This is a genomic window from Streptomyces sp. NBC_01216 (genome assembly GCF_035994945.1).
GTDB lineage: Bacteria > Actinomycetota > Actinomycetes > Streptomycetales > Streptomycetaceae > Streptomyces.
Window position 1 is genome coordinate 6,685,840 of record NZ_CP108677.1, and the last position, 25,883, is coordinate 6,711,722.

General features: G+C 73.8%; 21 protein-coding genes and 1 pseudogene. 11 read left to right on the forward strand and 11 right to left on the reverse strand.

Annotated elements, in window-relative coordinates; translation table 11 throughout:
- Positions 1 to 18 precede the first annotated feature (18 nt).
- The 5 genes from xylB to OG393_RS30215 all read left to right on the forward strand — a co-directional run bounded on the left by xylB (position 19) and on the right by OG393_RS30215 (position 7,060).
- Positions 19 to 1,545: a xylulokinase gene (xylB, locus tag OG393_RS30195; protein WP_327377854.1), complete on the forward strand. Its 1,527-nt coding sequence runs from the start codon at positions 19 to 21 to the stop codon at positions 1,543 to 1,545.
- A gap of 186 nt (positions 1,546 to 1,731) precedes the next feature.
- Entirely contained in the window at positions 1,732 to 2,751 is a 1,020-nt protein-coding gene (locus OG393_RS30200; protein ID WP_327377855.1) for a phosphatase PAP2 family protein, read from the forward strand.
- Positions 2,752 to 2,796: 45 nt separating this feature from the next.
- On the forward strand, positions 2,797 to 5,019 hold the full coding sequence (locus tag OG393_RS30205) for an NADP-dependent isocitrate dehydrogenase (protein ID WP_327377856.1): 2,223 nt from the start codon (positions 2,797 to 2,799) through the stop codon (positions 5,017 to 5,019).
- A gap of 93 nt (positions 5,020 to 5,112) precedes the next feature.
- A complete protein-coding gene (locus tag OG393_RS30210; RefSeq protein ID WP_327377857.1) occupies positions 5,113 to 5,403 on the forward strand; it encodes a hypothetical protein in 291 nt (96 codons plus the stop codon).
- Positions 5,404 to 5,500: 97 nt separating this feature from the next.
- Positions 5,501 to 7,060 carry a sigma-70 family RNA polymerase sigma factor gene (locus OG393_RS30215; RefSeq protein WP_327377858.1) on the forward strand — a complete coding sequence of 520 codons (1,560 nt, stop codon included), beginning with the start codon at positions 5,501 to 5,503 and terminating at the stop codon, positions 7,058 to 7,060.
- 71 nt (positions 7,061 to 7,131) lie between these two features.
- On the opposite strand, the gene OG393_RS30220 is transcribed toward OG393_RS30215, so the two are convergent.
- The 3 genes from OG393_RS30220 to OG393_RS30230 form a co-directional block, all read right to left on the reverse strand.
- Positions 7,132 to 8,001: a CAP domain-containing protein gene (locus tag OG393_RS30220; protein WP_327377859.1), complete on the reverse strand. Its 870-nt coding sequence runs from the start codon at positions 7,999 to 8,001 to the stop codon at positions 7,132 to 7,134.
- Between the two features lie 164 nt (positions 8,002 to 8,165).
- A complete protein-coding gene (locus OG393_RS30225) occupies positions 8,166 to 9,035 on the reverse strand; it encodes a universal stress protein (protein WP_327377861.1) in 870 nt (289 codons plus the stop codon).
- A gap of 273 nt (positions 9,036 to 9,308) precedes the next feature.
- Entirely contained in the window at positions 9,309 to 10,346 is a 1,038-nt protein-coding gene (locus tag OG393_RS30230; protein WP_327377862.1) for an NAD-dependent epimerase/dehydratase family protein, read from the reverse strand.
- A 139-nt stretch (positions 10,347 to 10,485) separates the two neighbouring features.
- Between OG393_RS30230 and OG393_RS30235 the strand changes: the two genes are divergently transcribed.
- Positions 10,486 to 10,728, forward strand: coding sequence for a DUF5133 domain-containing protein (locus tag OG393_RS30235; RefSeq protein ID WP_327377863.1), 243 nt, complete (start codon positions 10,486 to 10,488; stop codon positions 10,726 to 10,728).
- A gap of 217 nt (positions 10,729 to 10,945) precedes the next feature.
- Entirely contained in the window at positions 10,946 to 13,060 is a 2,115-nt protein-coding gene (ligA, locus tag OG393_RS30240) for an NAD-dependent DNA ligase LigA (RefSeq protein WP_327377864.1), read from the forward strand.
- 77 nt (positions 13,061 to 13,137) lie between these two features.
- Here ligA and OG393_RS30245 read toward each other — a convergent pair whose 3' ends face one another.
- Complete coding sequence (locus tag OG393_RS30245) at positions 13,138 to 14,463, reverse strand: D-alanyl-D-alanine carboxypeptidase family protein (RefSeq protein WP_327377865.1); 1,326 nt, start codon at positions 14,461 to 14,463, stop codon at positions 13,138 to 13,140.
- 715 nt (positions 14,464 to 15,178) lie between these two features.
- Here OG393_RS30245 and OG393_RS30250 point away from each other — a divergent pair.
- Positions 15,179 to 15,630 (forward strand): annotated as a pseudogene (locus OG393_RS30250) (CGNR zinc finger domain-containing protein).
- An 89-nt stretch (positions 15,631 to 15,719) separates the two neighbouring features.
- A complete protein-coding gene (locus OG393_RS30255) occupies positions 15,720 to 16,943 on the forward strand; it encodes a cytochrome P450 family protein (RefSeq protein ID WP_327377866.1) in 1,224 nt (407 codons plus the stop codon).
- A 4-nt stretch (positions 16,944 to 16,947) separates the two neighbouring features.
- Here OG393_RS30255 and OG393_RS30260 read toward each other — a convergent pair whose 3' ends face one another.
- The 5 genes from OG393_RS30260 to OG393_RS30280 all read right to left on the reverse strand — a co-directional run bounded on the left by OG393_RS30260 (position 16,948) and on the right by OG393_RS30280 (position 21,039).
- Entirely contained in the window at positions 16,948 to 17,193 is a 246-nt protein-coding gene (locus tag OG393_RS30260) for a hypothetical protein (RefSeq protein WP_327377867.1), read from the reverse strand.
- A 41-nt stretch (positions 17,194 to 17,234) separates the two neighbouring features.
- Positions 17,235 to 17,702, reverse strand: coding sequence for an NUDIX domain-containing protein (locus OG393_RS30265; protein ID WP_327378602.1), 468 nt, complete (start codon positions 17,700 to 17,702; stop codon positions 17,235 to 17,237).
- 507 nt (positions 17,703 to 18,209) lie between these two features.
- Positions 18,210 to 18,944, reverse strand: a complete 735-nt coding sequence (locus OG393_RS30270; protein ID WP_327377868.1) for a D-Ala-D-Ala carboxypeptidase family metallohydrolase — start codon at positions 18,942 to 18,944, stop codon at positions 18,210 to 18,212.
- 257 nt (positions 18,945 to 19,201) lie between these two features.
- Entirely contained in the window at positions 19,202 to 19,864 is a 663-nt protein-coding gene (locus OG393_RS30275; RefSeq protein WP_327377869.1) for a response regulator transcription factor, read from the reverse strand.
- On the reverse strand, positions 19,861 to 21,039 hold the full coding sequence (locus tag OG393_RS30280; RefSeq protein ID WP_327377870.1) for a sensor histidine kinase: 1,179 nt from the start codon (positions 21,037 to 21,039) through the stop codon (positions 19,861 to 19,863). The genes OG393_RS30275 and OG393_RS30280 overlap by 4 nt, the downstream gene beginning before the upstream one ends.
- 207 nt (positions 21,040 to 21,246) lie before the next feature.
- Between OG393_RS30280 and OG393_RS30285 the strand changes: the two genes are divergently transcribed.
- Positions 21,247 to 22,167, forward strand: a complete 921-nt coding sequence (locus OG393_RS30285) for an ATP-binding cassette domain-containing protein (RefSeq protein ID WP_327377871.1) — start codon at positions 21,247 to 21,249, stop codon at positions 22,165 to 22,167.
- Entirely contained in the window at positions 22,164 to 23,018 is an 855-nt protein-coding gene (locus tag OG393_RS30290) for an ABC transporter permease (protein WP_327377872.1), read from the forward strand. The genes OG393_RS30285 and OG393_RS30290 overlap by 4 nt, the downstream gene beginning before the upstream one ends.
- A 226-nt stretch (positions 23,019 to 23,244) precedes the next feature.
- On the opposite strand, the gene OG393_RS30295 is transcribed toward OG393_RS30290, so the two are convergent.
- Positions 23,245 to 24,477 (reverse strand): NAD(P)/FAD-dependent oxidoreductase, encoded by a 1,233-nt coding sequence (locus OG393_RS30295; RefSeq protein ID WP_327377873.1) that lies wholly within the window; start codon positions 24,475 to 24,477, stop codon positions 23,245 to 23,247.
- Positions 24,477 to 25,865, reverse strand: coding sequence for an FAD-dependent oxidoreductase (locus OG393_RS30300; protein ID WP_327378603.1), 1,389 nt, complete (start codon positions 25,863 to 25,865; stop codon positions 24,477 to 24,479). The genes OG393_RS30295 and OG393_RS30300 overlap by 1 nt, the downstream gene beginning before the upstream one ends.
- Between the last annotated feature and the right edge of the window lie 18 nt (positions 25,866 to 25,883).

Here is a 25,883-nt window from a genome sequence, read left to right on the forward strand (position 1 = left end):
CGACCCCGAGGAGGCGCCATGCCCGAGCGGAATCCCGTGGTGATCGGCGTGGACAGTTCCACGCAGTCGACGAAGGCGGCCGTGGTGGACTCCGCCACCGGCGCACTGCTGGCCGTCGGGCGCGCCCCGCACACGGTCACCGGCACGGACGGCGCGCGCGAGAGCGACCCCGGGCAGTGGTGGTCCGCCCTGCGCGACGCGGTCGGCCGGGGCCTGCGGGACGCGGGCGTCCCGGCACGCGCCGTCGTCGCGATCGCCGTGGCCGGACAGCAACACGGCCTGGTCGTGCTCGACGGCGACGGGACACCGCTGCGGCCCGCGCTGTTGTGGAACGACGTCCGTTCGGCGCCCCAGGCCGTCGCCCTCACCGATGCGCTCGGCGGCCCCCGGCCCTGGCTGGCGAGGACCGGTTCCGTACCCGTCGCCGCCATGACCGCCGCCAAATGGGCGTGGCTGCGCGCCCACGAGCCCGCCACCGCCGCCGCGGCGGCCCGCATCCGGCTTCCGCACGACTTCCTCACCGAGCGGCTGACCGGCGAGGCCGTGACCGATCCCGGAGACGCCTCCGGCACCTGCTGGTACTCCACCGCCGCTCACGCCTACGACGCCGGACTGCTCGACCTCCTCGGGATCGACCCGGGCCTGCTGCCCGCGGTCGCTCCCACCGGCGCTACCCGTGTGGGCACCCTCGCGCCTTCCGCCGCCCGCGCCCTCGGCCTCCCCGGACACGTCGCCGTCGCGGCCGGCACCGGTGACAACATGGCCGCTGCCGTCGGGCTCGGTCTCGGCGCGCACGGACTGCTCGACCACCCCGTCGTCAGCCTCGGCACCTCCGGGACGGTCTACGCGGCCACCCGCACCCGTCCCGCCGCCCCCGGCCTCGCCGGGTTCGCCGCCACCGACGCCACGTACCTCCCGCTGGGCTGCACACTCAACTGCACCCTGGCCGTGGATCGGTTCGCCCGGCTCCTCGGTCTCGACCGCGAACAGGCCGTGCCCGGCGGCGGCGTGGTGGTCCTGCCGTATCTCGACGGCGAACGCACACCCGACCTGCCCCACGCGGGCGGCCTCCTCACCGGCCTGCGGCACGACACCGCGTCCGGCGCCGTGCTCGGCGCGGCCTACGAGGGCGCCGCCTTCAGCGTGCTGCGCGTCCTCGACGGCCTCCTCGACGTCTGTACCCCCGATCCCGCGGCGGTGGCTGACCGCCCCCTGCGCCTCATCGGCGGAGGAGCCCGGGGGCGCTTCTGGCGGGACACCGTCCGCAGGCTCTCCGGACGTCCGCTCCTCGTGCCCGCCGTCACCGAACCGGTCGCCTACGGGGCCGCCGCGCTCGCGGCGGGCGCGCTCACGGGCGCCGACCCGGTCGCACCGGCCGTCGCCTGGGGTGCGGGGGGCGGCGCCGTCCTGCCTCCGGTGCGGCGGGACACGGAGACCTGGGAGCGGATCGCGGCGGTTCTGGAGGGTGCGGAGCCTCTCCTGGCCCGTGGGCCGGGCACTCCGGGCCACGCCCATGGTCCGTGCCGCCGGTCCCCGAGACCGTGACCGCGTTCGCGGCGTCTGCCCGAGCGCGGCCCGCGCGGCCGTCATCGGCCCGGCGGTCCGTCCCCGCCCGTGTCCGCTCGGGCCTGTCCCCGTGGCCCACTCCGGGCCGCCCGGCGTGCGCTCTTCGGCGTGTCGTTCGGGTGCCTCCAGCGGGCGCGCGGCGGCACGCCGGGTTCGAATCGGGACATGGCTCCCTACGACAGGCCGCGCACGGACGGCTTCCCCTCGACACCGGCGACCGGCACCTGGTGGTACGCGGCCGTGGCCGGGGAAGCGGCCGGTTCCTTCAGCGCCCGTGTCCGCAACCGGATGCGGGCCGCCTGCCTCGGCTCGGTCGCCCTGCTGGCCGTCCTCTACGCCTGGCTGGTCCTCACGGCGACGGGCCAGCGCTGGGAGAACGCGGCGCTGGCCGGACGGCTGGCCGACGGGCCACTGGCCGCCGCGCGGTCGGCCCACCCCGGGCTCCGGCGGCTCACCCTCGCCTCCCTCGCCGTCGGCGTCCTGGTGGTGGCCCTCATCGGCGTGCTGCGGCAGCGGTACGCCCTCACGCTCGTCGCGCTCGGCACCGTCACCGGATCACTGCTGCTGACCGAGGTGCTCCAGCTGTACGTCCTGGGCCGGCCCGACCTGATCGAGGCACTGCCGCACCTCCTGGGCAACACCTTCCCCAGCGGACACACCACCATCGCGGTGAGCGTGCTGTTCGGCCTGCTGGTGGTCGTCCCCCACCGGATGCGCCTCCCGGCCGCAGGCATCGGCGCCCTGTGGGTCACGGCCGTCGGCGCCTACACCCTCGCCGCGGGATGGCACCGGCCCGGCGACGTCCTCGGCGCCGACCTGCTGGTCCTGGCCGTCGGCTGCGGACTGGCCGGGATGCTCGCCCGACGCGGCAGGGTCGCCCCCACGCCCCGGGCCCGCCACCCCCTGCGCACCCTGCTCGTGACCGGCCCGACGGCGCTCCTGGCCATCGCGGGCCTCGGTGTCGGGCTCGCCCTCCTGCTCGGCACGATGTTCGGCACGGCCCCCGGCGACCCGTCCCTGCCGCGGCTCGCCTACCTGGCCGGCCAGGGCATCGCCGCCGGCGCGGGCGCGGCGGTGACGCTGTCGGTCCTCGCGCTGCTGCGCCACGTCGACCTGGACGGGCGGCCCGTTCCGTACCGATGGACAGGGCCCTTTACCGAGGAGCCCGATCAGGAGATATCTTGATGTCGAGCAATCTCGCAGACGCAGACGTGGAGCGGAGCACACCCGGTGACTGACTCGACCATCATCTACACGCACACTGACGAGGCGCCCGCCCTGGCGACGTACTCGTTCCTGCCCGTTGTCCAGGCGTATGCCTCGACCGCCGGGATCAATGTCGAGACCCGTGACATCTCCCTGGCCGGCCGCATCATCGCCAGCTTCCCCGAGCGTCTCGAAGAGGGACAGCGCATCGACGACGCCCTCGCCGAGCTGGGTGAGCTGGCCAAGACGCCGGCCGCCAACATCATCAAGCTTCCGAACGTCTCGGCGTCCATCCCGCAGCTGAAGGCCGCGGTCGCCGAGCTCCAGGAGCAGGGCTACGCCCTCCCGGACTACCCGGACGACCCGCAGACCGACGAGGACAAGGACGTCCGCGCCCGGTACGACAAGATCAAGGGCAGTGCCGTCAACCCGGTCCTGCGCGAGGGTAACTCGGACCGCCGCGCCCCCGGCTCGGTCAAGAACTACGCCAAGACCCACCCGCACCGCATGGGTGCCTGGACCGCGGACTCGAAGACGAACGTCGCCACCATGGGCGAGAACGACTTCCGCTCCACCGAGAAGTCCACGGTCATCGCCGAGGACGGCACCCTGCGCATCGAGCACGTGACCGCCGACGGCACCACCACCGTGCTGCGCGAGTCGGTACCGGTCCTGGCAGGCGAGGTCGTCGACGCGTCCGTCATGCGCGCCGCCGCTCTGCGCACCTTCCTCGGCGAGCAGGTCGCCCGCGCCAAGTCCGAGGGCGTCCTCTTCTCCGTGCACCTCAAGGCCACGATGATGAAGGTCTCCGACCCGATCGTCTTCGGCCACGTCGTGCGCGCCTTCTTCCCGCAGACCTTCGCGAAGTACGGCGACGCCCTCGTCGCGGCCGGTCTGTCCCCCAACGACGGTCTCGGCGCCGTCCTGAAGGGCCTCGACTCCGTCCCGCAGATCGGTGAGGAGATCAAGGCGTCCTTCGCGGCCGAGATCGCCGAGGGCCCCGCCCTCGCGATGGTCGACTCGGACAAGGGCATCACCAACCTGCACGTCCCGTCCGACGTCATCGTCGACGCGTCGATGCCGGCCATGATCCGCACCTCCGGCCACATGTGGGGCCCGGACGGTCAGGAGGCCGACACCCTCGCCGTCCTTCCGGACAGCAGCTACGCCGGTGTCTACCAGGCCGTCATCGAGGACTGCCGCGCCCACGGCGCCTTCGACCCGTCGACCATGGGCTCCGTCCCCAACGTCGGTCTGATGGCGCAGAAGGCGGAGGAGTACGGCTCCCACGACAAGACCTTCGAGATCGCCGCGGCCGGCACCGTCCGCCTCGTCGACGCCGCCGGGAACGCCGTCCTGGAGCAGGAGGTCGCCGAGGGCGACATCTTCCGCGCCTGCCAGACCAAGGACCTGCCCGTCCAGGACTGGGTCAAGCTGGCCGTCACCCGTGCGCGTGCCACCGGCGACCCGGCCGTCTTCTGGCTCGACGAGACCCGCGCGCACGACGCCCAGCTGATCGCCAAGACCGACGCGTACCTCGCGCAGCACGATACCGAGGGCCTGGACATCAGGATCCTCGCCCCCGTCGAGGCCACGAAGTTCTCCCTGGAGCGCCTTCGTCGCGGCGAGAACACCATCTCGGTCACCGGCAACGTGCTCCGCGACTACCTGACCGACCTCTTCCCCATCCTGGAGCTGGGCACCAGCGCCAAGATGCTGTCCGTCGTCCCGCTGATGGCCGGCGGCGGCCTCTTCGAGACGGGCGCCGGCGGCTCCGCCCCGAAGCACGTCCAGCAGCTCGTCAAGGAGAACTACCTCCGCTGGGACAGCCTGGGCGAGTTCTTCGCCCTCGCGGCCAGCTTCGAGCACCTGTCCGCCACCACGGGCAACGCCCGCGCCCAGGTCCTCGCCGACACCCTCGACCGCGCCACCGGCACCTTCCTCAACGAGGACAAGTCGCCGACCCGTCGCCTCGGTGGCATCGACAACCGCGGCAGCCACTTCTACCTGGCCCTGTACTGGGCCCAGGAGCTGGCCGCGCAGACCGAGGACGCGCAGCTCGCGGCCGCCTTCGACGGCCTGGCGAAGACCCTCGCCGAGCAGGAGGAGACCATCGTCTCCGAACTGGCCGCGGTACAGGGCTCCCCGGCCGAGATCGGCGGCTACTACCAGCCCGACCCGGCCAAGGCCGCGGCCGTCATGCGGCCGTCCGCCACGCTCAACGAGGCGATCGCGTCCCTCGCCTGATCCGACGGACCCGTTCCGCCCCGGCCGGACCCGTGTCCGGCCGGGGCGGTCGCGTCGGTGGCGCATGTGGCATCCGGGTGTGAACCTGGATGGATGAGCTGGGCATCATGGACGACCGCCGGGGTCTACACCGGGCGTGGTGGGGTGCTCACCGACGAGGTCGGTGCCCTGACCGGCGACCTGACCGTGCACACGACCTGGGCGGATGACGAAGCACGTGTGGCCGTGCAGTACAGCGGCGCGTCCGACTGGTTCACCATGTCGGGCAGTCCGGTGCCGTGCGCTTCCGAAGCGGAGAGCCGCGACATCCACGAAGCGGTCATCGAGGCCGTACGGGCGGGGCACGCGGCCGTCGTACCGCGCCTGCCACATCCATCGGCGTGACGCCGGACGGAATCACGCCGAAAACCGTTATCGCGCCCGCGCCCACGGGTCTCCTCGGTACGGGGACAGAAAGGCCCAGGGACGAGGGAGCAGCGACATGTACAGCGACGAGCACGGCACCGGGCTGGTGGAAGCCGCCGCGGCCGGAGACGCGCACGCCCGGGAGCGCCTGGTCCGCGCCTATCTCCCCCTCGTCTACAACATCGTCGGACGGGCGCTCGACGGTCACGCGGACGTCGACGACCTCGTTCAGGAGACGATGTTCCGCGCCCTCGACGGCCTGCCGGGGCTCCGCGATCCCGCCCGCTTCCGCTCCTGGCTCGTCGCGATAGCCATGAACCAGATCCGCCGTCGCTGGCACGACCGCCGGAACAGCCCGCAGCCGGGCCTCGACCTTGCCGTGGAGATCGCCGATCCCGAAGGCGACTTCGTCGACCTCGCCATCCTGCGCCTGGGCCTGTCCGGACAGCGTCGCGAGCTGGCCGAGGCGACCCGCTGGCTCGACGAGACCGACCGCGAACTCCTCGCCCTGTGGTGGCTGGAGGCCGCGGGCGAACTGACCCGGGCCGAACTGGCCGAGTCGCTCGACCTCACCGTCCAGCACGCCGCGGTCCGGGTGCAGCGGATGAAGGGCCAGCTGGAGACCGGGAGGGCGATCGTCCGGGCCCTGGCCGCCAGGCCGCCCTGCCCGGAAATGGCCGGGACGACGGCCGGCTGGGACGGCCGGCCCGCCCCGCTGTGGCGCAAACGGATCGCCCGCCACCTGCGCACCTGCGCCGTCTGCGCTCCCACGAGCGCCGGACTCGCCCCCGCCGAGGGCCTCCTCGTGGGACTCGGCCTGGTGGTGCCACCGGCCCTCGGGCAGGCGGGGCCGGTCGTCCCGGACGCGATGGCCGCCGCCGGCCGTCCCGCACCCGTCTCCCCGGACCACGCCGCCGCGGGACAGCCGGGCTCCCCGCAACCCGCCCCGGACCCCGGCGCGGTGGCCGATCCGACGGCGGGCTCTCCCTTTCCCGGGGCCGGCGGCGGCGTGAGCTCGGCGGGCCGGGCGTGGATGGCCGGCGCGGCCGCGCTCGCGGTCCTCGGCGGCGTCATCCTCCTCGTTCCACCGGAACGGACTGAGCGCCGGTCCGTACCGGCCCCTCCCACAGCGGCGCCCCCGGTCCTGGCGAGCGCCCCGGCGCCCCCAGCGCCGCGGCCCACCGCCGAGCCCCGGCCGAGCCGCACGGCCACGCCCACACCGACGCCCACGCCGACCGCGACTCCGGCACCTTCGGCCGCCGAACGGCTGACCCGGCTGGTCAACCAGCGCCGTGCGAGGGAGGGGTGCGCGCCGCTGCGGACGGACGCGCGGCTCACGGAGGCGTCCCGCGCCTACGCCCGTGACATGGCGCGGCGCGGCTACTACGGGCACACCAGCCCCGAGGGCGAGTCCGCGGACACCCGGATCTCGGACACGGGGTACGTCTGGAGCCGCTGGGGCGAGAACCTCGCCCGCGGCACGGGTGACCCGGCGGCGGTCTTCACGGGCTGGATGGACGGCGCGATGCACCAGGAGAACATGCTGGACTGCCGGTACCGGGACACCGGCGTCGCCGCGGTACCGGGCCCCGACGGCACCGTGTGGGTGCAGACAGTCGCCCGGCCGCGGTCCTGAGAACCAGCCGCCGTCACGGTGCCGCGGTCCGGCCGTGCCCCGACGGCCCACGGGCCGGGGCCGTTCCCCGGTCAGCGCCGGACGCCGAAGTTCTGCACCCACCACGGGCCGTTGGGGCTCAGCGTGACCCCGACCCCGACGTCCTTGAAGGCACAGTTGAGGATGTTGCGGCGATGACCGTCGCTGTTCATCCAGTCCTCCATCGCCCGGACAGCCGTTTTCGGTCCCCGGTGGATGTTCTCGCCCCACGCGGACCAGGCGTATCCCGCCCGGGTGATCCGGTCGCCCGCGTCCCGTCCCTCCGGGGAACCGTGGGCGTAGTAGCCGCGCGCCGCCATGTCGTCCGCGTGGGCCTGCGCCGAGACGCCCAGCCGTCGCTCCGGGCGTACCGGAGCGCACCCCGCCCGCTCGCGCTCCTCGTTGACCAGGGCGATCACCTGCTGGACGAAGTCGGCGGGCCCCCTTCCGGCGGTGACCGCCCGGTCCGCCCGCCGCCGGTCGCCGGCCGGCGGGACCGCCGCGCCGGCCGCCGCCGGGGCTCCGGCGAGCGGCGACGCGGGTGTCTCTGCGACCGTGGCGCGGACCGGGGACGAGGCCCGCGGGTCCGTCGTCCCCGCCGGCCGCGCGGCGCCGTCGGCACCGACGACGGGGGACGGACGCGTGGGCGGTACGGCCGAGGGGTCGGCTCCCGCGGCGAGTGGCCGCATCAGGGGAGCCTCCGCCGCTCGCGCGTCCCGCCCGGCCCGCGCCTCCAGGGACGCCACGTAGACGCCGGTCACCACGGTGAGAACGGCCGCCGCCGCACCCGTGAGCGACACCGCCGCCCGGAACGACGGTGCCTTCGGGGAGTGACGTCCGGTGCGCGTCCGTCCGCGGTGTCGACCGCCGCCCGCCCGCCGGGCGCGCGGGACGGGCTCGTCGTCCTGGATGTGCTGCCGCATGGTGCTCCGCTCTCTGTCCGAGGCCGCCGGATGGTCCGGCGAGGGGGAGAGCAGCCGGGGCGACGGCCTGACCCTGTCCGTCTTCCGCCGTCGCGACACCCCCGGTCAACACCGTGCGTCCATACTGGTTGACCATGTCCTCCGACCGGAGGGGAGTGGGCGCGTCAGGGGTGGGGAACCACCGCGACCGGGCAGGGCGCGAGATGCAGCGCCGCGTGCGCCACGGACCCGATCCGCGACCCGAGGGCGCCACGCCTCGCCCGGCGTCCGACCACCAGAAGCTGGGCGGCGCCCGAGGAGGACAACAGCACCTGGCCCGCGCTCCCGATCTCCACGTGCTCGATCACCTCGACCTCGGGGAAACGCTCGCGCCAGGGCGCGAGGGCCTCGTGCAGCGCCTTCTCCTCGTAGGGGACGAGCCCGCCGAGCTCGTCGGCCAGGGCCAGGGAGGCCGGGCTGTAGGCGTACAGGGGCGGCAGGTTCCAGGCCCGTACCGCGCGGACCGAGGCGCCACGGGCGGCGGCCGTCTCGAAGGCGAAGCCGAGCGCGGGCGCGCTGTCCTCCGCCCCTCCCTGCTGGCCCACGACGATCTCGGCGCCGCTGTCGGGGGTCTTTCCGTCCCGCGAGCGGACCGACACGACGGGCCGGGTGGCCTCGGCGATGATCTGCCGGCCGTACGAACCGAGCAGGAAGCCGGTCAGGGCACCGTGCCCGCGTGAGCCGAGCACCAGCATCTCCGCCCGCTCCTCGGTGCTCAGCAGAGCGGCGACCGGTGTGTCGGGCACGACCCCGGCGGTCAGCCTCAGGCCGGGATGGCGCGCGGCGAGCGTCGCCCGTGCCGATTCGAGTACCTCGTCGGCGATCCGCTGCTGCGTCGCCCGGTCCTGCTGGAGCGGAATGTCCAGCGGCTCCCATCGCCAGGCGTGCACCAGCCGCAGCGGCAGCTGCCGGTGACCCGCCTCGCGCGCCGCCCACTCGGCCGCTGCGAGGCTCTCCGGCGATCCGTCCACTCCCGCGACGATCTCACGACTCATCAGGCTGTCTCCGTGACCTCGGTGGTGGGCCGGTCCGCCGGTCGGGCCGGCCCCTTGTCCCCAGCGTGGGGCCGTCGGCCCGGCGGGGGGAGGGCCGGACGTCCCGACATGCCGGTCCGTCCGTCCCGAAACGCTGTTCCTCCCTCCCACTCTCGCTCCGCTCCTTCTTCCCCGCTCCCCGCCTGTGAGCCCGGCTCCCGTCCGGTCGCGTCGCCCCGTCGCCTCGACTCTCGCGCCCGCCTGTCGCCGAAGGCCACCCGACAGGCTCTCAGCTCAGCCGAAGCGGCCCCCGGCGAGCGGCGCGGTGGCGTCCCCGCCGCCCGCACGCACCCCTCGCAGAAACGCGCCCAGGGCCTCCAGGGAGGTCGTCGACGGCTCCCAGCCCAGCTCTCGGCGCGCCCGCTCCGTGGACAGCACGGGAAGACGCGTCAGGGCGTCGAACAGGCCGGGGGGTGTGGCCGCCAGGCGCAGTCTCCAGGCCCCGGCGAGGGCGCCCCGGAGCGCCCCCGCGGGCAGCCTCACGGCGCGGGAACCGAGGAGCCCGGCGAGGGCCGTGGCGTCGATCACCGGATCGGCGGCCAGGTTGAACGCTCCCCGCACCTCGCGCAGCAGCGCCCGCCGGCAGGCGTCGGCGGCGTCGTCGGTGTGCAGCACCTGGAACCGCAGTTCCGGGAACGCCGGTATCAGAGGGAGCAGTTCGGGACGCAGCAGGGCGCCGGGGAAGAACCGGCCCGCGAAGATCCGGCGCTGCTCGCTCGCCGCCTCCGCCTTGAAGAGGAAGCCTGGCCGCATCCGGACCACCCGGGTCTGCGGGTGGTCGCGTTCGAAGGTGTCCAGAACCCGTTCCAGGTATGCCTTCTCGCGGGTGTAGGCGGCGCCGGGCCAGCCGTGGGTCGGCCAGGACTCGGAGACCCCCGGCCCGTTCTTCGGGCCGGGGGAGTACGCCCCCACCGACGAGGCGTGCACCAGCACCGGTACCCGCGCCGCCGCGACCGCGTCGAACAGGCGCAGCGAACCGAGGACGTTGGTCCGCCAGGTCTCCGCCGGATCGCGGGTCGGCCGGAAGGCCCAGGCCAGGTGCACCACCGCGTCCGCGTCCTCGACGTACCGCGCGAGACGGGGCGCGTCGCGTTCCATCGAGAGATCCGCCTCCGCCCACTCGGTCTTCTCGAGGACCAGCCCGGGGCGGCGGCGGGCGAGCCCGAGGACGGAGGCGATCCGGGGCTCCCGCTCCAGTGCCCGGACCAGACTCGTCCCGACGTTTCCGGTGGCGCCCGTGACGACCACCTTCAGTCGCTCGCTCGGGTTCATGACATCGACCTTCCGCCATCGGCCCGGCCCCCGCACCCCGACGGCACGGTCTCACGCAACGTGAACGTGCGAGTCGCGCGGCTGAACGCCTGCCCCGAACATGGAGCGAGGAGGGACAGGGGCGTGCCAGGAGGACGAGATGTTGCTGCCCGACAGAAACGCGATCGACCGGCTGCTGCGGCACTACCGGACACAGGAGAGGGGGGTCCTGGCCCGGCCGTGTGACCTGTCGATCCGCCGGCGCCTCGAGGACACGGCGTACACCCTGTGCGTCCTGATGGGCGAACGCACCGCCCGGGAGGCCGTCCGCGCGGCCGAGCGGTACCTCCGCCAGGGCCGTCCCGCTCCCCGCCAGGCCCTGGAGGGCGTTCCGGGCTCCTGAGAGCCTGTCGGGTGGCCTCTGACCGCGCGGTCACGCCCTGCCACGCACGCTGCCGGCGTTGCCGACATACCCTGGTAGCTCCGCTACAGCAACATCCCGGCGCCTTGGAATCGCACGCGCCAGACCGCGTCCGCCTGTCGATCGAAGCTCACCCGACAGGCTCTGAGCCCGTCGCCCGCCGGTCGCGGCCGGTCCGTTGTCAGTGGTCAACGGCAGGATGGACGGCATGACGACGACTCCGGTCCTTGCCGATGCCGCCGCGTACGCGCGGGCGGCCGTGGACGCCCAACAGGCTGCCGCCGCCTACTACGCGGGCGGCACGTCCCCGCTCGACGACGACGCCTATGACCGCCTGAGCCGGTCCATAGCGGCATGGGAGGCCGCTCATCCGGACCAGGTCCACGCCGACTCGCCGACCGGCAAGGTCGCCGGCGGGGCCGCCGGCGGAGACGTCCCGCACACCCGGCCGATGCTCTCCCTGGACAACGTCTTCTCCGGAGACCAGTTCACCGCCTGGGCGTCCTCCCTCGAGCGCCGGATCGGCCGGAGCGTCGAGCGGTGGAGCGTCGAGCCCAAGCTGGACGGGCTGGCCGTCGCGGCCCGGTACGAGCGCGGTCGCCTGGCCCGGATCGTCACCCGGGGCGACGGAACCGCGGGTGAGGACGTGTCGCACGCGATCGGCACCGTCGTGGGCCTTCCGGAGCGGCTGGCCGAGGAGGCCACGCTGGAGGTCCGCGGCGAAGTGCTCATGACCACTGATCAGTTCGAGGCGGCCAACCCCGTGCGGGTGGCCCACGGTGGCGAGCCCTTCGCCAATCCGCGCAACGCCGCGGCGGGCACGCTGCGGGCCAGGGACCGGGCGTACACCGTCGAGATGACCTTCTTCGCCTACGACGTGCTGCCGTCGGGTGAGGCCGGGGGGCCCGCCGGGGCCACGGCCGTCGAGCCTGCCGCCGGGGGCCTGGAGCACTGGCCCCACAGCGAACTCCTCGCGTACGCGGCGGCCCTGGGGCTGCACACCTCCGCGGCCACCGCCGTTCCGGGCCGCGTGGTCACCGGGGCGGGGGTAGTGCTGGACCGGGTCGCTGAGATAGCCGCCCTCCGAGCCGAACTGCCCTTCGGCATCGACGGCATCGTGATCAAGGCCGACCTCGCGGCCGACCGGAGGGACGCCGGTTCCGGTTCGCGCGCGCCACGCTGGGCCGTCGCCTACAAGCTGCCCGCCGTGGAGAAGATCACCCGGCTGCTCGGCGTCGAGTGGAACGTCGGGCGCACGGGCATCATCGCGCCCCGCGCCGTCCTGGAGCCGGTGGAGATCGACGGCAGCACCGTCACCTACGCCACGCTGCACAACCCCTCGGACATCACCCGTCGCGATCTGCGCCTGGGCGACCACGTGATGGTCTACAAGGCGGGGGACATCATTCCCAGGGTGGAGGCGCCGGTCGCCCGGCTGCGCACCGGCGAGGAGGAGCCGATCGGCTTCCCCGAGGCGTGTCCGCAGTGCGGGTCCGAGATCGACCGCAGCGAGCAGCGGTGGCGCTGTGTCCGTGGCCGCGACTGCCATCTCGTGGCGTCCCTCTCCTATGCGGTGGGCCGCGACCAGCTCGACATCGAGGGGCTGGGCGTGAGCCGGATCGTCCAGCTCGTGGACGCCGCTCTCGTCGCCGACCTGGCCGACCTGTTCACCCTCACCCGGGAGCGGCTCCTCGGCCTCGACCGGATGGGCGAGACCAGCGCGGACAACCTCCTCGCGGCGATCGCCACGGCGCGCACCCGACCGCTCAGCCGTGTGCTGTGCGCCCTCGGCGTCCGGGGAACCGGGCGCTCCATGTCCCGTCGCATCGCACGCCACTTCGCCACCATGGACCACATCCGGGCGGCCGACGCGGAGGCGATGCGGCAGGTCGAGGGCATCGGCGCAGAGAAGGCACCGGTCATCGTCGCCGAACTCGCCGAACTGGCCTCCGTCGTCGACAAGCTGGTCGCCGTCGGGGTGAACATGACCGAACCCGGAGTCACTCCGCCGCCTCCGCCCGGCAGCGAGACGCAGCCCCCGGAAGGGGCCCGCGAAGCCGGACCCCTCGCCGGCCTGGCCGTGGTCGTCACCGGCGCGATGACCGGACCGCTGCAAGCGCTGAGCCGCAACCAGATGAACGAACTGATCGAACGGGCCGGAGGCAAGTCCTCCTCCAGCGTCTCCCGGCGCACCGGACTGGTGGTGGCCGGTGAGAAGGCCGGCTCCAAGCGGGACAAGGCCGAGGACCTGGGCATCCGCCTCATGGACCCGGACGAGTTCGCGGCAATGCTGGGGGACTTCCTCCCGCGCTGACCGCCGCTCGGCCCCCTCCACGCACGGGGGCGGACGTGGTCCGCCGGTCCGAGGCCACCCCACATAGAGAGCGAAGCTCAGGCGCCGGTCTCGTCCCGCCGCCCGGTCCGGCGCCGCCACACCCACAGGGTCAGCGCCGCGGCGAGCGCCGAGCCCACCAGAGCCGGCGGGAGTCCCGCCCACGGACCGGCGGGGGCGGCCGCGGACCACGGCGCCTCGCTCGGCGCTTCCGCGCCCGGCGCGTCGAGCGCCGCGACCCGGGCCGGCGGGGCCTCGACGCTTCCGGCCGCCGATGCCGTCGCCCCGCCGGTCGGAGACGTCGATGCCTCGGGACCGGCCGCCGCCGGAGTCGCCCCGGCCGCGGCCTTCGCCGGACGGGGCGGCAGCGGCGCGGCCTTCTTCTCCGCCTCCTTCGCCGGCGCGGGACCGAGCGAGCCCACGGGGCGTACGTGGCCGGCCGCCTCGAAGCCCCAGTCGAGCAGGGAGCGCGCCTCCTCGTACACGGAGAGACCGCCGCCCCGCTGCGGGTTCATCACGGAGACGACCAGCGTCCGGGCACCACGCCGGGCCGCGGCGATCAGGGTGTTTCCCGCTCCGCTGGTGTAGCCGTTCTTGACGCCGATGATCCCCGGATAGCGCTCCACCCCGTCCTCACCGGTCACCAGGCGGTTGGTGTTGCGAATGCCGTACGACCACGAGCCGGAAGGGAACTGCGCGTACCGGGTGGAGCAGTACCGGACGAACGCGGGGTCCTGGAGTCCGGCGCGGCCGAAGACCGCCAGGTCGTACGCGGAGGACACCTGTCCCGGCGCGTCGTAGCCGTCGGGGGACACGACACGGGTGTCGCGCGCGCCGAGGGCCTTCGCCTTCGCCTGCATCTGACGGGACACGGACTCCCAGCCGCCGTTCATCGCCGCGAGGACGTGGACCGCGTCGTTGCCGGAACTGAGGAAGACACCGTTCCACAGGTCGGAGACCTTGTAGGTGTAGCCGGCCTGGACCCCGACCAGGCTGCTGCCCGCGCCGATGCCCTCCAGTTCCCGCTCGATGACGGTGTGCCGCTGTTCGTGGGGAAGGCGGGGAAGCGCGGTGACCGCGAAGAGCGTCTTGAGCGTACTGGCCGGCGGCAGCCGCCGGTGCGCGTCGTGCGCCGCCAGCACCTCGCCCGAACCGGCGTCGGCCACCACCCACGAGAGGGCCGAGACCGAGGACGGCACGTCGGGCGCGTCCGACAGTGGCTGCACCTGCGTTCCGCTCCGGTACAGGCGCGTGGGATCGACGAAGCGTTTCGCGGGGGGCGTGGGCTCGGCAACGGACGAAGCCGAGGCCACCGGGGCGGGCAGGGCGAGCAGCAGCGCCGTGGCGCCGACGACGGCGTGACGGACAGCGGACGTGACGATCATTCAGCTACCGTAGAGAGCGGTCGTACAATCCGCCGATCAGACTGCGCCGGGCGGCGTACGGAAAAGGGCCCCTACGGGGGACGTCCCCCCGCCGAACGGCCCTCTCCGCCCCCTTGTCTCCCGGCCCTCCCGGCCCTCCCGGCCCTCCCGTCGCTCCGCACGGCCCGTGCGACCGGACGCGGGTGACGGCGCGTCGGGAGAAGAGGTGAGGCGGTCTCGTCCCCCCTATCCCGGGTTCGTACCTCCCTCGCGCTCGCACCCCAGGCCGCGCGCCTGCGGGCACGGGTCGGCGGCGACGTGTCGCGCACCGCGGAAAGGGCGCCGGAGTCCTTCCGCGCCTGCCGCCTGCCCGCCCGCGGAGACGGGAGGTCCGGGCGCACCGGGTGGCGCGGGAGCCCCGCGCCGTGTACGCCCCCCGGGAGCCCCCCCGGCGGAACCGCCTTCACGCTCCGTCGTCCGGGGGGCGGAGGTCCGTTCGCGCCGCCGAGGACCGCGGGCGGGGCGGCGTGCCGGTCCGGACGCGGGGAGGGGGCCGGGGCACGGGTGAGCAGCCGGAGCAGTGCGGCCGCCGCGAGCCGCAGGATGGCGACGGCCGCCAGAAGGACCGGGGCCGGTGCCCCTGCCGCCGGCCCCGTCAGCCCGGCGCCGACGGACGCCGCCGAGCTCTTGCGGCCCGCCCCGAGCGTGAACACCTGGGTGCGCGGTCCGGGCCGGTATGGCGGCGCTGCTCGCCCGCCATGGTGAGGACCCCCGAGACCTCACCGAGGCGGCCGTTCTCCGAACGGGACGCCGACGCCTTGCGCACGGCCGTCGCGCGGATCACCGAGGTGCTCACCACGGACGACACCGACCGCGTCGCGGCGTCGCTCAACGCGCTCCTCGCCGCGCACGCCGCCGCACCCCGGCTCTCCCGTCACGACGGCCACCCCTGGTACCTGCACGTCGACCGCGGCGAGGACGCGGGCTGGGCCGACTGGTTCCTCGCCGCGAGCGCCCTCGCGCAGATCCTCACCGCATACGGCCGCGTCACCTGGGGTGCCTGCGCCGCCGACGGCTGTTCCACGCTCTACCTGGGCACCGGGCCCGGCAGCGCCCGGCGCTACCGCTCCGCGGCCTGCGCCTCCCGCGCCCGCCGTCGCCGCCCACCGGCGACGACGGCGGGCATGAGCAACCCACTGCCCGGACAGGTTCGTTGACCGTAGGATCTGACCGTTCCCGCGATCAGTCCGGCCCGCTTCCGCCGTCAGGAGTGCCCGTTGAACGCAACGCCCCACCGCCTCGACCCCGCCGGCGGCTGCCCGCACGCGGCCAACGCCCGGCTGCTGGCGCAGGGGGCCGTGGCCCCGGTGGTGCTGCCCGGTGAGGTCGAGGGCATGGCCGTCCTCGGACACGACGCGCTGCGCGACTTCCTCGCCCATCCCGACGTCGCCAAGGGGGCCCACCACTTCACCGCGCTCGCCGAGGGGCGCATCCCCGACGGCTGGCCCCTTCGGACCTTCGCCACCGTCCAGAGCATGACCACCGCCGACGACGGCGACCACCGCAGACTGCGCTCGCTGGTGAGCCGGGCCTTCACACCCCGTCGCGTCGAGGAACTCCGGCCGCGGGTCGAGACGGTGACCGCCACCCTCCTGGACGGCCTCGCCGAGACGGCCCGCGCCGGCGGTGGCGTGGTGGACCTGAGGCACCACTACGCCCTGCCGCTGCCGCTGGGGGTCATCTGCGAACTCCTCGGCGTGGACGCCGCGTACCAGGAACGTCTGCACCGCCTGAGCAGCCAGGTCGTCGCCACCGACATCGGTCCCGAAGAGGCCGTAGCCGCCAACCGGGAACTGGTCGAGGTCCTCGCCGCCATCGCCGCCGAGCGCGGCCGCAGCCCGGGTGGCGACCTCACCAGCGCGCTGATCGCCGTACGTGACGAGGGCGGCGACAGGCTCAGTCAGGCCGAGCTGATCGGCACCCTGGTCCTGATGATCATCGCCGGGCACGAGACCACGCTCAACCTCATCACCAACGCCGTCCGTGCCCTGTGCGCCCACCGCGATCAACTGGCCCTGCTCACCGAGGGCGCGGCCGACTGGTCCGCCGTGGTCGAGGAGACCCTGCGCTGGGACAGTCCGGTCAGCTACTTCCCCTTCCGCTATCCCACCCGAGACCTCACAGTGGGCGGCACGCTGGTGCCCCGGGGCACCCCGGTGCTCGCCGGATACTCGGCAGCCGGACGGGACACCCGGGCGCACGGCCCGGATGCCGACCGCTTCGACATCACCCGTGCCCCCGTCTCCAAGCACCTCTCCCTCGGCCACGGCGCCCACTACTGCCTGGGTGCCCCGCTCGCCCGTATGGAGGCGGCCCTCGCCCTGGAAGGACTCTTCACCCGCTTCCCGGACCTGCGCCTCGCCGTTCCCGAGGAAGAGCTGGTCCGCCACGCCGGTTTCGTCGGAAACAGCGTCCGTGCCCTCCCGGTGGTCCTCGGCTGACCGCTCACCCCGCCCTGCCGCGTTCCCCCGTGGGCGCGGCACGCAGGGTGGAGACCAGATGAAGGAGGTGGGCCTCGTTGCCCTCCAGCCCGGCGGCACGCAGCGCCGCGTCGGCCTCGGCCATGGGGTTCGTGAGCATCGCTCCGGCGTAGGGGGCCAGGTGTGGATCGGTCAGGACCGCCTGCGTGGACTCCAGCAGACGAAGGTACGCCTGGGCGGCGGCGCGCTCATGGTCGGTGATCGTGGTCATGTCGGGCTCCCTCTCGACGGGTTGGCGCCTCCCACCCTCTCCTACGGGTCTGACAAGGACGGTCCGCCCCGCTCGGCCTGGTGTCTGACCAGGCGTTCGAGGAAGACCCGCTGGCCCGCCACGAGACGGGAAGCGGCCTCCTCCGGGGTGAACCAGCCGATCCGGTCGATCTCCGGGAACTCCCGCAGGACGCCCGAGCCGCGCGGCCACTCCAGGGTGAACGTCCCCGGCACGATCCGGGCCGGATCGAGATCGCCCTCCACGGCCCAGACCGTGACGGTCTTTCCGTTCGCCTGCCGCGCCTCCCCGAGCGGGATCCGCTCGCCCTCCGGCGCCGGCAGGCCGAGCTCCTCCTCGAACTCCCGGCGGGCCGCGGCCTCCGCGGTCTCCCCGGAGTCGTACTCGCCCTTCGGGACGGACCAGCCGGCGGCGTCCCGGGCCGCCCAGAAGGGGCCGCCCATCCTGTCTTCGCAGGGAATCCCGGCCTTTAGGCCGGGCGGGAATGCGATCCTCTTCCTTCCGGTACCGGCCGGCAGCACCCCGGTCAGAGCGGCTGTCAGCCCCGTACGGTCTGCCAGCCGTCGCAGCAGCACCGCCCCCGCGTGCCCGACCAGTCCTCTGCCATCGGCCCGGACCACCAGGCCACGGCCCCACCCTGTAGTGTCACTCACCAGAAAGGTGCCTTGCTCTCTGCTCCGGATACGACCTCAACACTCGCATCCTTGCAGGTCAAGGCGCCTTTTCTGCTAGCAGTCCGTCAGATGGACCAAATCCGTCGAAACCCCGGGGTTGGCTGCGGCCACCAGGCGCACGCGGAACGGTGGGCGCTCTGAACGTACTACGGGCCGGGCCGGCCCGTCGCGACGCCAACCAGGCATAGCGAGAAGCCACCCCGCTTACGGTGTGGAGGAGTCACGTGGCCGATGAGTACCTCGACGCCACCGTCCGCCGTCCCGCGGAAGAGAAGGAGCCCGGCGCTGCGTGAATGCCGCATGCGGTCAGTGTGGCTGACGGGGTCAGATCCCGCAGCTGCTCGCCGACCAGTACCGGGACGACCGGGTGTCGACGTGCGCGTGGTCGCCGTGCCCCGGGTAGCCGGGGCCCAGGATGCCGTTGAAGCCGTGGTTGCGGGCCTGCCTGGCGAGGGTACACAGGGACGGCGAGCCGGTCAGGTCGACGCCGTCCCCGTACAGGTGCCGGCTGTTCGAGGCGCCCCCGACGGCGGAGTTGCAGGCGTAGGAGCGGAAGCCGCTGCTGACCCTGATCGGCACGTCGCCGAGGGCGTGGCGCAGTGCCTCCAGCTTCCACATCGCGCGCAGCGCGTGCGATTTCGCGGTGGCCGCGCTGACCGCGCCGCCGGAGAAGTCGCCGTTGCAGCGGTTCAGCTCGGCGTAGGTGAAGTGCGCGGGAGTGCAGTCGGCGTCCTGGAGGGCGTAGAGCTTGGAGAAGGTGGCCGGTCCCGCGACCCCGTCGGCGGCGAGCCCGTAGGCCCGCTGGAAGCGGGTCACCGCCGCCTTGGTGGCCGGGCCGTAGTCGCCGTCGAGGGCGAGCACCGCGCCGTAGCCGGGGTATCCGGCCACCCGGACCTGCAGCTGGGTGACGTCCGAGCCGGACATCCCGGAGGACAGGGTCCGGCCCCAGGTGTAGCACCCGTCGGCGTGCGCGGTACCGGCGGTGGCGGCTGTTCCCGCGAGGGCGGTGACGGTCAACAGGACGAGGCCGAGCAGGGTTCTGACCGTACGCCGGATCATGACACCTCCGTGGAGTGGACGAGTGATCTGTCATGAGCATGACGCCGCGGCGAGGTGTCGGTCAACAGCCGGGTAACCCGCCACCGGACCGGGCCACTGGCGGCCCCGGCGGCTCCGCGCGCCCGCCCCGGCGCTCCGGCCCTGTTCTCGTAGGGCTGCGGCGAACAGGCATGTAGCGATCCGTGAACCACGCGCACCCCGCGGGGGGAGGCGGCGAGCACCACGGCTCCGGGCCTGGCCGGAGCAGTGGTGTTTGCTCAGGCGGGCAGGGTGACGAGCCCTGTCTCATAGGCGGTGATTACGAGCTGGACCCGGTCCCGGGCGTCCAGTTTGGTGAGCAGGCGTGACACGTGCGACTTGGCGGTGGCCACCGTGATGAAGAGGTCCTCCGCGATCTCGGTGTTCGTCCGGCCGTGCCCGATGAGGGTCAGGACTTCCCGTTCCCGCTCGGTGATGCCCGCGACCGGCCGCGGGGAGCGCCGCAGGGGGTGCCCGACGAAGTCGGCGATCAGCCGGCGCGTGACCCCCGGCGCGATCAGTGCGTCGCCGGCGGCGACCACGCGGATGGCCGCGAGGATGTCGTGCAACGCCATGTCCTTGACCGCGAAGCCGCTCGCTCCGGCCCGCAGCGTGCCGTAGACGTAGTCGTCCTCGTCGAACGTGGTCAGGACGAGGACGCGCGTTGCGGTCGGGCCGGTGGTGATCTGGCGAGTGGCCTCGATCCCGTCCATGCCGGGCATCCGGATGTCCATCACCACGACGTCGGGACGGGTTTCGCTGACCAGTTGGACCGCCTCGGCGCCGGTGGAGGCTTCGCCGACGACCTCCAGGTCGGGGTGATCGGCCATGACCAGGCGCAGGCCGGACCGCACCAGTGGCTGGTCGTCGGCGAGTACGACGCGTACAGGACCGGCGGTCATCGGGCCTCCACCGGGACCTTGACGGGGTCGGGCAGCGGCAGCCGGGCCGTCACCCGGAAACCGCCCTCGGGGCGCGGCCCGGCGCTGAGCTCGCCGGACAGCAGGGCGACCCGCTCCCGCATGCCCAGGAGGCCGAAGCCGTGGGCCGAGCTGTTCTCGGTGGCACCGCGCCCCTCGTCGACGACCTCCACGGTCAGCTCCTCGTCCCCGTAGCCGATGAGCACCCGGCAGTGTCCGGTGCCCGCGTGGCGGACCACGTTGGTCAGCGCCTCCTGAACGATACGGAAGGCGGACAGGTCGATGTCGGCCGGCAGGGAACGCTCTTCCCCACTGCGGCGCACATCGACATGTACCCCCGCGTCGGCCGTGGCCGCCGCCAGCCGGTCGATGTCCGCCAGACCCGGCGAGGGCGCGAGGGCTGCCTGGTTCCCCGAGGCCGCCGTGCCCGGGTCTGCCTGACGGAGTGCCACCAATGTGCGCCGAAGGCCCGACAGGGTCTCCCTGCTGGTGACCTCGATGGCCCGCAGTGCCTCACCGGCCTCCGTGGGCCGGGTCCGGATGACCTGGCTCGCCGCCCCGGCCTGGATGGCGATGATGCCGATGCTGTGCGCGACCATGTCGTGCAACTCCCTTGCGATCCTTAGCCGTTCGGCGATCACGGCCTCGGCCGCCTCCTGTGAACGCAGCGCCACCGTGTGTTCGCGGCGCTCGCGGTGCAGCAGTCCACCCGTGCAGGCCGCGGCCATCGCCAGGAGGGCGATCACGAGGTTGACGGTCAGGTTGTCCCCGTGCGAGAAGCCGCCGATGACCAGGAGCCGGACGGTGAGGGATCCAGCCAGGGCGACGATCGAGGCTCGTCGCTCGCGGGTGGCGACGATGAGGCCCAGGACGAGGTCCACCGCCAGAAACGACAGGAACTGGCCTTGATACGAAACAGACAGGCCCGCACGCGCGGAGCCCGGGGGGCCCACCACCACGGCGGTGGACCCGAACAGCGCCAGGGACAGAGCCAGGAGCGGCATGCGTCGCAGCACACCGACGAGCAGACTCGCCGCGAGCAGTGCCCCAAAACCGTGCACCGCGCCCGAAGCCCGCGGCGCACCTCCCACGAGCAGACCCACCGCGAGGAGATACAGGGCACCTCCGGCCCAGGCGGTGGTCTTCGTTCTCGTCATCGCTGGTGTGGCCTCTCAGGAGGGAGACCGCGCTGCGCGACGCGCACGGGCAACGAGGTGGTCGATCGGGCATCCATGGCGCGAGACTATCCAGCCGCCACCCCGGCGGGATCGGCCCGCGGACGTACGCCCACGGGCGAACCCAGCCGCGCGACTGCCGCCCACGGCCCCATGACCGGACGGAGCCCTCCCGGCAGGGTTGTCCCTGTGATCGAAGTCAACGAACTCACCAAACGCTACGGCGACAAGACCGCCGTCGACCAGCTGTCCTTCACTGTCCGACCGGGCCAGGTCACCGGATTCCTCGGTCCCAACGGAGCAGGCAAGACCACCACCCTGCGGATGATCCTCGGCCTGGACGCGCCCACCAGCGGCGGGGCCACCGTCAGCGGCGTCCCCTTCCGCAGCCACCCGCGCGGACTGCGGCACGTCGGCGCCCTCCTCGACGCCGACCAGGTCCACGGCGGCCGCAGCGCCGCGGCCCACCTGTCCGCCCTGGCCCACAGCAACGGGATCTCCCCGCGCCGGGTGGACGAAGTGCTGCACGAGGTGGGCCTCGCCGAGGCCGCGCCCCGCCGCGTCGGCGGCTTCTCGCTCGGCATGAGGCAGCGGCTCGGGATCGCCACCGCGCTGCTCGGCGACCCGCCGGTGCTGATGTTCGACGAACCGGTCAACGGCATGGACCCGGAAGGCGTGCTCTGGATGCGCCGCCTCTTCCGGCGCCTCGCGGCCGAGGGCCGTACGGTCTTCCTCTCCAGCCACCTCATGTCGGAGATGGAGAACACCGCCGACCAGCTCGTCGTCATCGGCCGGGGCCGGCTCATCGCCGCCGAGCCGGTCAGGGACTTCGCGGCACGCAGCACCCGCCTCGGTGTCGTGGTGGGCACGCGGCAGGTCACCGAGCTGACGGCGGCGCTGACCGCCGCGGGGGCGTCGGTCGAGCCGGAAGGATCGGCGGACGCCGAAAAGCTCGCCGTGACCGGGCTGTCGGCGGACCGGATCGCAGCGCTCGCCTTCGAGAACCGGATCCTGCTGAACGAGCTGACCACCCGAACCGCCTCACTGGAGGAGGCATTCATGGAACTCACCGTCGGCAGCGTCGAATACCAGGCAGGACAACCCCGATGACCACACTCTCCCCGGCTTCCCCGGCCACCTCAGCCGTGGCTGTCGCCGAGCCCCCCGCCCGTTTCCGCAACCTGCTCTTCTCGGAATGGATCAAGGTTCGGTCCCTGCGCTCCACCCCATGGACCCTCGCACTCACCACCCTGTTCGTCATCGGGTCCGCCGCTGTCGCGGCACTGGCGGAAATCGACGATCTCCGGACGATGAGCCCGGCCGCGAGGCCCGAACAGGGATTCCTTGTGTTCGTCGCGTTCCCCGCGGCCGGCTACTGGACACTGATACTCGTCGCCGGCAGCGTCGGCGCCCTCACCGTCGTCAGCGAGTACAGCAGCGGCCTGATCCGCACCACCACCATGGCCGTCCCCGCCCGTGCTGCGGTGGTGCTGGCCAAGGCGGTCGTCACCGCCGCGCTCTGGACCGCAGTCGGTACGGTCATCTCAAGCGGTTGCTTCCTGGTATCCCAAGGCATCCTGAACGCACGACAGGCCGGGGTTCCTCTCACCCATCCCGGAGTGCTCCGGGCGCTGGTGGCGTCCGCCCTGCTGGCACCGGTCTGCGCACTGATCGGCCTCGGCCTCGGGGCTCTGATCAGGCACAGCGCCACCACCATGGTCACCACCGCCTTCACCCTGGTGATGCTGCCGCCGATCTTCTCGCAGAGCGCACGCTGGTCCGCCGCCGTGAGCCACGCGATGCCGGTCACGGCATGGAAGCGCCTGGTCCAGAACTGGGCACCAGACCCCCATGCGCTCGCCTACAGCGCCACCGTCCCCGGCTCATGGGCCGTGTACGCGCTCTGGCCGCTGATCGCGGTCGTACTCGCTGCGGTCGTCGTGCGGCGGCGCGACGTGTGAAGCACAAGGGACAGAACCCGTCCGTCGCCGGCGTCTACCGGGCCCTCGCCGAGCACGAGAGGACCCAGGAGTACCCGGAGGCTGTCGAGACGGCACACGCCGACATCGCCGCCCTTCAGCAGCGCGACCGCGGCCCCGTGCAGTCACTCGGCGCCACACGGCCGTTCGTCGTAGCCTCCCTCGCGGCCCGCGGGCTCGGAGCCTGTCGTGGCGGCCCGGCCGGAGTTCATCCGACAGGCTCTCCGTCCCCGGCCCGCACCACCACCGGCCCGCCCGCCGGATCGACCGCCCGCGCCCAGTCCGGGGCCAGCCGGACGGAACGCCACGGCTGGGCCACGCCCCGCACCGTCCGGCGGCACAGCACCCTGCCTTCCTGTTCCACCGTCACCACCGGGTGGCTCAGTGGCCGTGCCGCCCGGAGCAGGAACGGGCGGCCGTGCCCGCCGCGGGAGATCCGGTTCGGCGACACCCACCGCAACGGGTCCTCGACCACCACCGGCGCCGCCGTGACATCGCCCTCCCCGCCGGCGAGGAGCCGGAGGACGGACTCCGCGGCGGCGTGCCCCTCGGCCGCGGCCCAGACCGCCGGCTCGACACCGCGCAGCACGTTGCCGACGGCGAAGACACCGGGCGAGGCCGTACGGAACGCGCCGTCGACCGCGGGCCCCCGGGTCCCGCCGTCCAGGAGCACCCCACCGGAGCGGGCCAGTTCGTGATCGGGCATCCAGTCCCCGGTGAAGACCACCGTGTCGCAACGGAGCAGCCCCGGGCGACCGTCGCCGTGCCGCACCCGGACGCCGGTCAGCCGCCCGCGGCCCACCAGTTCCGTCACCGCGGCATCCGTGAGCAGCGGCGGCCGGTGCACGGTCCCCGGCCGCTCCGCCCCGCGCGGCAGGTCCGTCACGAGCGCGGCGACGTGGAGCCCCGCGTGCCGCAGCGTCGCGACCGCGTGCCGGGCCACCGGCTCCGCGCCGACCACGACCGCCCGTCTTCCAAGCCGCTCCCGCCGCATCCCGTGGAGATGGACGGACTGCAGGAGTTCGCCGGTCGTCAGCACTCCGGACGGCCGGGAGCCGGGCACCAGGCGTGCGCTGCGCGGGCGTTCCCGGGCGCCGGTCGCCAGGATCACCGCGCGCGCGGTGATCCGTTCACGTCCGGCCGGGCCGGTGATCTCCAGCGTCAGCGGCCCGGCCCAGTCGGTCGCCGAGACCCCGGTGCGGAGGGTGGCACCGGCCCGCACCGCCCAGGCGACCGCGCGTCGCGCGTAGGCGGGTCCGTCCGCCGCCCCGCCGAAGCCGCCGTGGGCACTGTACCGGGGCGCCCCACCCGCGGTCCGTTCCCGTTCGAGTACCTCGACGCGCCCCGCTCCCGCCGTGGCGAGCCGGGCGGCGGCGGACAGCCCCGCCGGTCCGGCCCCCACCACCAGGACGTCCACCGCGCGGTACCGCACCCGGACCATCAGGGACCCGCCTCCTCGAACATCGCCCGGACCGCGGCCCCGCAGGAGAATCCCTGGCAGCGCCCGCCGCGGGCCCGGGTGCGGCGACGTAGTCCGTCCAGGGACGACGGCGCGATCGTCGAAGCGAGCGCGTCGCGGATCTCGCCGCGGGTCACCCGCTCGCAGTGGCACACGACACTCCCGTAGGCGGGATCGCCCGCGATCCGCTCGGCGTCCCGGTACGGACGCGGCCCGGCCTCGCCCAGGTTCGGCATGCGCACGGGCGCCCGTGGACGCGGCGGGCCCGTGCCGAGTCCGATGTCCCTGAGCAGGTCCAGCACGTGCGCGGCGATCGCGAGCGAGGCGGTCAGCCCGGTGGACCGGATGCCGCCCACCGTGACGTAGCGCAGGGCGGGGTGGGCCGTCACCCGGTAGTCGTCCGTCCCGGTGGCGGCCCGCAGCCCGGCGTAGACCGCCGTGACCTCCTCGTCGAGCAGCGCGGGCAGGATGCGACGGCCCCGCTCCCGCAGCGCCGCAAGCCCCGCCGCGGTCGACCCGGTGTCGGTCTTGTCGTCCAGGTCCTCGGCGGTCGGCCCGAGCATCACGTTGCCGTACACCGTCGGGGTGACCAGGACCCCCTTGCCGAGAGTGCCGGGTACCGGCAGCAGGATGTGCCGCACCAGACCGCGCGCGAACGCGTCGAACACGATCAGTTGTCCGCGTCGCGGGGTCACCGTGAAGTCATGTCGGCCGAAGAGCGCGTCGAAGGCGTCGGCGTGGAGCCCGCAGGCGTTGACCACGAACCGGGCGCGCAGCACCCCCCGCCGGGTGACCAGCCGGTGCGGTACGCCCGGATCGGCCCGCTCCACCCGGCAGTTCAGATGCAGGTCGACCCCGGAACGCACGGCCTGGGTGGCGTACGCGAGCGTCGTCGTCCAGGGGCAGACGACCGACTCGCCGGGTACCTCCAGCGCGCCGAGCGCCCCGGGCCCCAACCGAGGCTCCCGCGCGCGCAGCTCGGCGGCGCCCACCGGCCGGGTGGCGCGGTAGCCGTTGCGTGCCGCCTTGTCGGCGAGCCGGGGGAGCGCGGCCGACTGCTCCCGGTCCCAGGCGACGAGGAGCGCGCCGAGAGGTTCCACCGGGATACCGGCCTCCTCCGCGTACGCCGCGAGCCGCCGGCCGCCTTCCCGGACCAGCGCGGACTCCAGCGAGCCGGGCACGGCGTCGAATCCGGTGTGCAGGATCGCGGTGTTGGCCTTCGACGTGCCGTCCCCGACGTCCCCCGAAGCCTCCACGAGCGCGACGCGCAGCGTGTGGCCGGCGAGTTCGCGGGCCACGGCGCAGCCGACCACCCCGGCGCCGACGACCACGACGTCGTACGCGCCGCCGGGCGCGGAGGTGTCCGGCAGCGGACCCGTCCTGCTGAC

Excerpts from the sequence above, each read along its gene's own strand:
- ligA (WP_327377864.1), top strand. The coding sequence starts at position 10,946 with ATGGACGGCATGACGACGACTCCGGTCCTTGCCGATGCCGCCGCGTAC.
- OG393_RS30270 (WP_327377868.1), bottom strand. The coding sequence starts at position 18,944 with ATGATCCGGCGTACGGTCAGAACCCTGCTCGGCCTCGTCCTGTTGACC.
- OG393_RS30245 (WP_327377865.1), bottom strand. The coding sequence starts at position 14,463 with ATGATCGTCACGTCCGCTGTCCGTCACGCCGTCGTCGGCGCCACGGCG.
- OG393_RS30225 (WP_327377861.1), bottom strand. The coding sequence starts at position 9,035 with ATGAGTCGTGAGATCGTCGCGGGAGTGGACGGATCGCCGGAGAGCCTC.
- OG393_RS30280 (WP_327377870.1), bottom strand. The coding sequence starts at position 21,039 with ATGACGAGAACGAAGACCACCGCCTGGGCCGGAGGTGCCCTGTATCTC.
- OG393_RS30230 (WP_327377862.1), bottom strand. The coding sequence starts at position 10,346 with ATGAACCCGAGCGAGCGACTGAAGGTGGTCGTCACGGGCGCCACCGGA.
- OG393_RS30215 (WP_327377858.1), top strand. The coding sequence starts at position 5,501 with ATGTACAGCGACGAGCACGGCACCGGGCTGGTGGAAGCCGCCGCGGCC.
- OG393_RS30290 (WP_327377872.1), top strand. The coding sequence starts at position 22,164 with ATGACCACACTCTCCCCGGCTTCCCCGGCCACCTCAGCCGTGGCTGTC.
- OG393_RS30210 (WP_327377857.1), top strand. The coding sequence starts at position 5,113 with ATGAGCTGGGCATCATGGACGACCGCCGGGGTCTACACCGGGCGTGGT.
- OG393_RS30260 (WP_327377867.1), bottom strand. The coding sequence starts at position 17,193 with ATGACCACGATCACCGACCATGAGCGCGCCGCCGCCCAGGCGTACCTT.
- OG393_RS30220 (WP_327377859.1), bottom strand. The coding sequence starts at position 8,001 with ATGCGGCAGCACATCCAGGACGACGAGCCCGTCCCGCGCGCCCGGCGG.
- OG393_RS30200 (WP_327377855.1), top strand. The coding sequence starts at position 1,732 with ATGGCTCCCTACGACAGGCCGCGCACGGACGGCTTCCCCTCGACACCG.
- OG393_RS30235 (WP_327377863.1), top strand. The coding sequence starts at position 10,486 with ATGTTGCTGCCCGACAGAAACGCGATCGACCGGCTGCTGCGGCACTAC.
- OG393_RS30275 (WP_327377869.1), bottom strand. The coding sequence starts at position 19,864 with ATGACCGCCGGTCCTGTACGCGTCGTACTCGCCGACGACCAGCCACTG.
- OG393_RS30295 (WP_327377873.1), bottom strand. The coding sequence starts at position 24,477 with ATGGTCCGGGTGCGGTACCGCGCGGTGGACGTCCTGGTGGTGGGGGCC.
- xylB (WP_327377854.1), top strand. The coding sequence starts at position 19 with ATGCCCGAGCGGAATCCCGTGGTGATCGGCGTGGACAGTTCCACGCAG.